The sequence below is a fragment of the Streptomyces sp. NPDC107498 genome (genome assembly GCF_055582805.1).
On record NZ_JBVJPE010000009.1, the window covers coordinates 194,589 to 201,872 of the forward strand.

Annotated in this window: 7 protein-coding genes; 4 read left to right on the forward strand and 3 right to left on the reverse strand. The window is 74.4% G+C overall.

Going from position 1 to position 7,284, the window contains the following annotated elements:
• Positions 1-142: 142 nt before the first annotated feature.
• Together ACZ66Z_RS18355 and ACZ66Z_RS18360 are read right to left on the reverse strand one after the other, a co-directional pair.
• Entirely contained in the window at positions 143-2,833 is a 2,691-nt protein-coding gene (locus tag ACZ66Z_RS18355) for a winged helix-turn-helix domain-containing protein (protein ID WP_469935098.1), read from the reverse strand.
• A gap of 205 nt (positions 2,834-3,038) precedes the next feature.
• Positions 3,039-3,863, reverse strand: a complete 825-nt coding sequence (locus ACZ66Z_RS18360) for a YhjD/YihY/BrkB family envelope integrity protein (protein WP_469935100.1) — start codon at positions 3,861-3,863, stop codon at positions 3,039-3,041.
• A 208-nt stretch (positions 3,864-4,071) separates the two neighbouring features.
• Here ACZ66Z_RS18360 and ACZ66Z_RS18365 point away from each other — a divergent pair, with 208 nt between their 5' ends.
• From ACZ66Z_RS18365 to ACZ66Z_RS18380, 4 genes are all read left to right on the forward strand, one after another.
• Complete coding sequence (locus tag ACZ66Z_RS18365; RefSeq protein WP_469935102.1) at positions 4,072-4,269, forward strand: hypothetical protein; 198 nt, start codon at positions 4,072-4,074, stop codon at positions 4,267-4,269.
• Between the two features lie 120 nt (positions 4,270-4,389).
• On the forward strand, positions 4,390-4,845 hold the full coding sequence (locus tag ACZ66Z_RS18370) for an SHOCT domain-containing protein (RefSeq protein WP_469935104.1): 456 nt from the start codon (positions 4,390-4,392) through the stop codon (positions 4,843-4,845).
• 63 nt (positions 4,846-4,908) lie between these two features.
• Positions 4,909-5,361, forward strand: a complete 453-nt coding sequence (locus ACZ66Z_RS18375; RefSeq protein ID WP_469935106.1) for a DUF7144 family membrane protein — start codon at positions 4,909-4,911, stop codon at positions 5,359-5,361.
• 29 nt (positions 5,362-5,390) lie between these two features.
• Complete coding sequence (locus tag ACZ66Z_RS18380; RefSeq protein WP_469935108.1) at positions 5,391-5,759, forward strand: amphi-Trp domain-containing protein; 369 nt, start codon at positions 5,391-5,393, stop codon at positions 5,757-5,759.
• A gap of 18 nt (positions 5,760-5,777) precedes the next feature.
• Here ACZ66Z_RS18380 and ACZ66Z_RS18385 read toward each other — a convergent pair whose 3' ends face one another.
• Positions 5,778-7,070, reverse strand: a complete 1,293-nt coding sequence (locus ACZ66Z_RS18385; protein WP_469935110.1) for a hypothetical protein — start codon at positions 7,068-7,070, stop codon at positions 5,778-5,780.
• Positions 7,071-7,284 lie beyond the last annotated feature (214 nt).

Here is a 7,284-nt window from a genome sequence, read left to right on the forward strand (position 1 = left end):
GCCGGGCCGGACGGCCTCACCCCGTGCGGGTGAGGCCGAGCCGGTGGGTCCGGCCGTCCGTGAACGGGCCCGCGCCGGCGGCGGGTCCACGGGGCTCGCCCCCGCGCGGCGGACCCGGGCCGGTGACGCGCGATCCGTCGGCTCACAGCAGTCCGAGCTCGCGCGCGCGGCGTACCGCCGCGTTGCGCCGGTTCACCGCCAGCTTTCGGTAGACGCTCTTGAGGTGGGTCTTCACCGTGTTCGCGGAGACGTACAGGTCGGCGGCGATCTCCTCGGTCGACATCATCCGGGCCAGCCGCTCCAGAACGTCGCGCTCGCGCCCGCTCAGCTCCTCCGCGCCGAGCACGGGCGGCGGCGCTCCGGCCTCGGACGGTGGCGCGCCGGCCGGGTGCGGTGCGTCGCCCCGCGACGGGCCGGGCGTGAGCCAGCCGGCGGCCAGCTCGTGGAGGGGCGCGGCCGACAGCAGGGGCCGGATCCACGGCCGGGCGTCGAGGAACGGTCTCCGCAGGCGTTCGCGCCGGGCGTCGAGGAGCGCTCGCCCGACGAGCCGGCGGGCGCCGGCGACGTCGCCCGCCGCCTGCGCGGCCTGCGCCCGGGCGAGCCCCGCCCCGACGGTCACCGCCGGGCCGGTCCGGGCACCGGTGCCGATGCTGTCGAGCAGGTCGAGGGCCGCTTCCGGACGGTCCGCGGCGAGCAGCATCCGCGCGGCCTCCACCGCACACGCGGGCTGGTCCCCGGACACGCCTTCGAGCACTTCGGCGGCCCTGTCCGGCCGACGCTCGGCCAGGTGCGCCCCGGCGGCCACCAGCGCCTCGTGGGCGGCGGCCCAGGGGGAGGACACGACGGTGGAGACGGCCGGGTCCGCCGCCTCGACGGCGGCCCGGGGGTGGCCGCGGACCAGCAGCAGACGGCCCTCGGCGATGGCCCGTCCCGCCGCCGTCACCGGATCGTGCGCCGCGCCGGGCAGCCGGGCCGCCTCGTCGAGGAGGGCCTGGGCCCGGCCCAGCTCGTCGTGGTCGACGGCCACGGCGGCCAGCACCACCAGCCCGAGGGCGGAGGTCCCCGGTGGGGGCAGACCGAACCGCTCCGCCTCGGAGGCCCCGGCGAGCGCCTTGCGCTCCGCCCTGCCGGGCCAGCCGTTCAGGTAGTCGATCAGCGCGAGGAACCCCATCGACTCCTGACGGGGGAGGACGGTCGACGCCCCGCCGTGAGCGCCGGTCACCGTGGTCAGGGCGGCCCGCGCGTCGTCGAGGCGCCCGGCCCACAGGTGCGTGGAGCCCAGGTGCGTCAGCAGGAGCGCGGTGACCTCGGGATGCCTGTCCAGAAGGTGGTCCGGGACCTCCCGCCGGAGCCGGCCGGCCGCCTCCACGGCCTTCTCCGCCCGCTCGGGAGAGCCGGTCAGCCGCGCCGCCAGGGCCTCGAGCAGCGCACAGCTCAGCCGTGCGGCCGCCCCGTCCGGGGCGTCGTCGGCCAACTGTTCCTCGGCGCGGCGCAGGTGGGACAGACCACGCTCCACATCGCACCGGGACAGGTCGCGGGCCGCTCGGACGAGGTGCGTCGCGGGGCCGCCGGCCTCGGGGTCCATCCCGGAGAACAACCGGTCGAGGTCGTCCGGGCGCACGCCGGTGAAGAGCTGCCCGATGGCGAGGTCGTCGACGAGGGTGCCGGCGGTCAGGCTCCAGTCGCCCGCGGCGGCGCCGTGGGCGAGCGCTTCCGTCAGGGACCCGGAGCGGCGCAGCCAGTGCGCGGCCCGTCGGTGGAGTTCCGGTTCCAGGCCGGGCGTGCTGACCCGCAGATGGGCCCGGAGTATCTCCCCGAACAGCGGATGGAGCCGGTACCACCCGTGGCCGAGGTCCTCGACGAACGCGTTCTGGCGGTGCAGCTCGACGAGGAGGCGCTCGGCGTCGGCCCTGCCGGTCAGCGCATCCGCCAGGGCGGGACGGAAACGCTCCAGGACGCTCACCCGCAGCAGCAGGTCCTGCGTCTCCGGCGTCTGCCGTTTGAGCACCTCCGCCAGCAGGAAGTCCGCGACCGTGCTGTGGCCCGCCTCGAACTCCTTCAGGTAGGCCTCCGGATCGTCGCTCTCCCGCGCCGCCAGGGCGCACAGGCGCAGGCCGGCAGCCCAGCCCCGGGTGCGGTCCACCAGGGCGCGCCCGGCGTGGACGGGCAGGCTCAGGCCGTGCAGTTCGAGCAGGGCGACGGCCTCCTCGGGGGTGAAGGCCAGCTCCGCCGCGCGGATCTCCGTCACCTCGCCCGCCGCCCGGTAGCGGTGCAGGGGCAGCAGGGGCTCGGTGCGGGAGACGAGGACCAGGCGCAGGCCCTGCCCGGCGTGACGCAGGACGAACTCCAGCTGTTCCGCGATCTCGGGAGCGGTCACCCGGTCGTACTCGTCGATCACGACGACCACGGGCCGCTGCCGTTCGTTCAGAGCGACGGCGAGCGCCGCCAGCAGCCGGTGGTCCACCCGCGCCGCCCGTGCCGGGATCCCGGCCGCCTCGGAGACCGGCGCACCGGCCGCGCGCAGGGCCTCCAGGACGTACGCCCAGAACTCGCCGGGGTGCCGGTCGCCCGCCTCGGCGGTGAGCCAGGCGACCGGCTGCCGCAGGCCGGCGGCCCAGTCGGCGGCCAGCAGGGTCTTGCCCGCGCCCGCGGCTCCGTTGACCAGCGTCAAGGGCGTCCGAAGAGCCTGGTCGAGGTGCCGGACGAGCCGCTGCCGCCGCAGGTACGTGGCCGGTCTCGCCGGCACCGCGAACCGCGTACGGAGGAACGCGTCCCCCAGGGGGTCGGTGTACGGACCGGCCGGTTCCGGAGCGTTGTCGGGGGTCTCGTCCACGGAGCTCACCCTCGCTGTCCGTCGGGGCCGGGGACCGGCAGGACGCCGCGGCCGGGGACGTGTCAGGTCAGAAGCGGGTCGGGGGTACGCGCCCTCGTCCAGCATCCCAGCCTTTCCGCTCCCCTGCCCGACGTGCCGGGGCGGGCCGGGGCCGCTCCCCGGCGCGCGCTCCGTGACGGCAGGACGCGGCCCTGAGCCGCCGGGGTCAGCGACGGGCCCGGGACCGGTGTTCCAGGAAGAAGCGGCCGAGGACCGCTCCGAGGTGGATGACCACCCCCACCGCCACCAGCCAGGACAGAATGATCATGACGACGCCGATGGGGCCGTACTTCTCGCTGTTCTCCACGATCGCCGCGGAGAAGAAGCGGGCCGAGAAGAAGCCCAGACCCGTCCAGCACAGCGCCGTGGCGACGGCCGCCGGCAGGACGGAGCGCCACCGCACGGCGGGAACGAGCAGCACGCACATCGTCACCCACCAGAACAGCGTCGCCGTGGCGAGGCCGGCCAGGCCCCGCAGGACCGGCTCGTCGAGCGCCCTGCCCGTCAGGGCCTGCGCGGCTCCGTAGCCCAGCAGGAGCGCGAGCCAGCACAGCTGTGCCGGGATGTCCCGCCAGCCGCGGCGCGGGACCTCGAAGAGCCGCTGGTACCAGCCCTGCAGGGTGCCGGCGACGGCCACGGCGCCGAACACCAGCACGCCGACGCTCGTCACCGTGAGCGAGGCCGAGCCCTCGCCCTCCACGAAGAGCGAGGCCACGGCCTGGGCCGCCTGATGGTCCAGGCCCAGCCAGCGGGCGACCGTCACGGCGGCGTCACGGCCGGCCGCGGCCGTGACGACGATGAGGAAGGGGAAGAAGCACATGAACGAGAGCGCGGCGAGCTGGAAGGAGTTGTCGAGGAAGTCGAGCGCGGAGAGCCGGAGCCACAGCGCTCCCGCCCGGCTGTCCCAGAGGCGCCGGGCGGCCGCCTTGCGCCGCCGGTTCAGGGAATCTCCGCCGGGCAGGTGCCTGTGCGGCCTGTCGCGGCCTGTCATGCGTCCAGTTAAGCCGCTTCCGTCGGGGAACCGGCGCATCCGTCCGGGGCGGGTCGCCCCCGGGCGCTCCCGTCGGCACGGCGGTCGCCGGCCCGCACCCGTCCGGTCAGGTCACCTGTGCCGGGTGAGGACGGGGGGCGGGCCGACGACCGACCATCACAGGAAGGACATGAACCGGCCCAGCGCAAGCACCTGGGGGAGAGTCCTGATGCAGTACGAGATCCGCGTCGACGGGCACATGTCGGAGACCTTGACCAGTGCCTTCCCCGAGCTGGAGCACGTGCTGATCTCCGGCCAGACCGTCCTGTACGGCCCCCTCGTCGACGAGGCGCACCTCTACGGCCTGCTCGCCCGCCTCCAGTCGCTGGGCCTGCACATGGTCGAAGTGCGCCGTCTGCCGGAATGACCCGCCGCCCCGCGAGCACGCGCTCTCACCCGTACCGGGTGAAGCCCCGCGCGGCGAGCACGCACACGCTGGAGGAAGCCCGCGGTGAGACGCGGGACCACCCCGGATCGGAGCAGAGAGATGGGCACGCAGATCGTCCTCGCCTACGACTACCCGTTGTTGAGCGTCTTCTGGAGCATGCTGTGGTTCTTCCTGTGGATCATGTGGTTCATCGTGCTCTTCAGGATCATCGGTGACATCTTCCGCGACGACAGCCTGGGCGGCTGGGGCAAGACCGGCTGGCTGGTGTTCGTCATCGTGCTGCCCTTCCTGGGCGCGTTCGTCTACATCCTCGCCCGCGGCAAGTCCATGGGCCGCCGGGAGATCGACCACGCCCGCAAGCAGCAGCAGGCCTTCGACTCGTACGTCCGCGAGACCGCGGGTACCAGCGCCGCGGGGCGGGCCGACGAACTCGCCCGGCTCTCCGAACTCCGCACGCGCGGCGACCTCACCGACGAGGAGTTCCGTCAGGCCAAGGAGCTCGTCCTGAGCGGCCACGGCTCCTCCGGCCCTTCCGGCTCTTCCGGCACCGTCTGAGCGCCATCCGTCGCCGACCGGGCACGGGCCGGCGACCCGACCCACCGAGGAACGGAGGCCGACATGGCCGCCACGCACGCCCACCACACGCCGCAGACCCCCCGCGCCCACACGACGAAGTACGCCTGGGCCGAAGGACTGCAGGCCTTCGCCGCCGTCATGCTCGCCCTCGCGGGACTGCTCGGCATCTTCCGCGGCATCATGGCGATCGCCGAGGACGACGTCTTCCTCACCACGCCCAACTACGTCTTCTCCTTCGACCTCACCGGCTGGGGCTGGGTCCATCTCGCCCTCGGCGTGGTCGCCGTGATCGTCGCCGTCGGACTCCTCCGGTCGGCGACCTGGGCACGGGTCGTCGGCGTGGCCATCGCGGCGCTCGTCATCATCGCCAACTTCCTCTCCCTGCCGTACTACCCGGTCTGGTCCGTCATCGTGATCGCGATGTCCGGCTTCATCATCTGGGCCCTGTGCGTCGCGCAGGGGCGCGCGTCCGACGCTCCCCGCGACGTCCGGTGACCCGGCCGCACCCCGGAGGCGAGTGAGTCATGAAGGATCTGACGTTCGAACTGAGCGACAGGGTGTCCCGACACGAAGCGGCGGACCGGCTCACGGCCATCGCCGACGCCCTCAGGGAGGGCGGCGAGGCCGAGGTCAGGCTCGGCTCGGGAGTGCTCGGTCTGCGGATTCCCGACGAGGTCACCCAGGAGGTGGAGGTCGAGGTCGGTGACGGAACGATCGAGCTGGAGATCGAGCTGAAGTGGGCGACGGGCCGGCGCGCGAGAACCGCCTCCGCCGACGCGGGTACGGCCGAGGAGCAGTCCCCGGCCGCGGACGCCCCCGACGCCGGACGCGCGCGGCGCGGCAGGACCGCGACGCCCACCAAGCGGAAGCGCGCCGCCGCCAAGCCGACGTGAACCCCGGGGAACGCGCGGTCACGCCCGGGTGCCCACCTCCTCATCCGCGCCCTGCTCGTCGTCCGCCAGGAACTCGACCACGGAGAGGGCGAGGAGCAGGGCGAGGGCCAGGCCGACGACGACCCAGCCGGTCGGGTCGTCCCACAGGACGTACACGACGGCGGCGGCCGCCACCAGGATCCAGGTGATCCACGCCCGGTGGCGTCGGACGAACGGTCCCACCGGTCCCGTGCGCAGACCGGCGCGCGCCGCCGTGGCGCGGGTGCCCGCGATGCCGGAGCGCCACATGCGGCGCGTGACGACGGCGGGGCGGCCGGGACCGCTGAGCCAGGCGGCCAGGGCGAGCACCACTCCGAGGACGACGACCGCGCGGATCGTGACGCGCAGGAAGTGGACCAGCGCGTCGTAGACCGAACCGGCCGCGGGCTGGGAGACGGTCCCGGGCAAGGCGTTGAGGTAGACGGTGCGGAAGACGGTGAGCGCGATGCCGAGCACCAGGGCCGCGACGGCGAATCCGAGGGCCGACGCGACGAGGGCGCGGCGGCGGTGTGCGGAGAGCAGGATCCCGGCGGCGGCCAGGAGGACGGCGAGGACCGGCAGCCAGAGGCCCATGACCTGGAGGAGCCGGAACCCGGTCTTGACCTTGCCGATGTCGTCGGACCGCACGACGGTGAAATCGGTGTGGACGTCGGGGATCTTGCCGGCGACGGTGAGTCCGGAGTCGACGAGCCGCTTCTTGACCTGTTCGATCACCGGGGCGAGATCGACCGTCACCGTGTCGCCGCGGATCTGCAGGGCCCCCTCGTCGCTGCCGGTCAGGGCGTGCACGACCGAGGAGTGGACGGCCCGGTTGGCGTCCGTCCAGAGGGTCTCGAAGGCGTCCGAGGCGACGACGTCCTGGGCCTTCTCGTGGACGAAGCTGCGGACGGCGCCCTCCAGGGAGTCGCCCAGCCGCCCGAGCGCCTTGGCGAGCAGGGGGCGCTGGTCGGGGGCGACGCCTTCGAGGAGGGCGTTCAGGTCGAGGTGCTGCATGACCGCGTTCGTCACCCGGTCGGCGACCGCCTCCTGGACGTCCTGGTCGGAGGCGAGGGGCGCGACCGTGGAGACGTAGCGGTCGGTGTCGCCGACGATGTCGGCGGTCCAGGCGGCGACGATCCCCAGCGGGGCGAGCAGACAACCGAGCACGATCAGAACGGCCGCGAGGAAGGAGCGGCCGCGGTGTCGGCGAGGACGGCCGGCTGCTTCGCCCTCCAGCGCGGCCACCCTGGCCCGCAGCGCGGCCAGCTCGTCCTGGTTCCCGTTGTCCGGCACCGTACCTCCTCGGCGGTCGAGCCCAGGGAAACCCGCACCCGCGCTTCCGGCCAGGTGAAGTGCGGCGTACGGGTGGCTTGCGGCCGGGTGGTGTGCGGCGTACGGGTGAGCCCCGGCCGACCGGCGGACCGGCGGACCGGCGGACCGGCGGACCGGCGGACCGGCGGACCGGCGGACCGGCGGACCGGCGGACCGGCGGACCGGCGGACCGGCG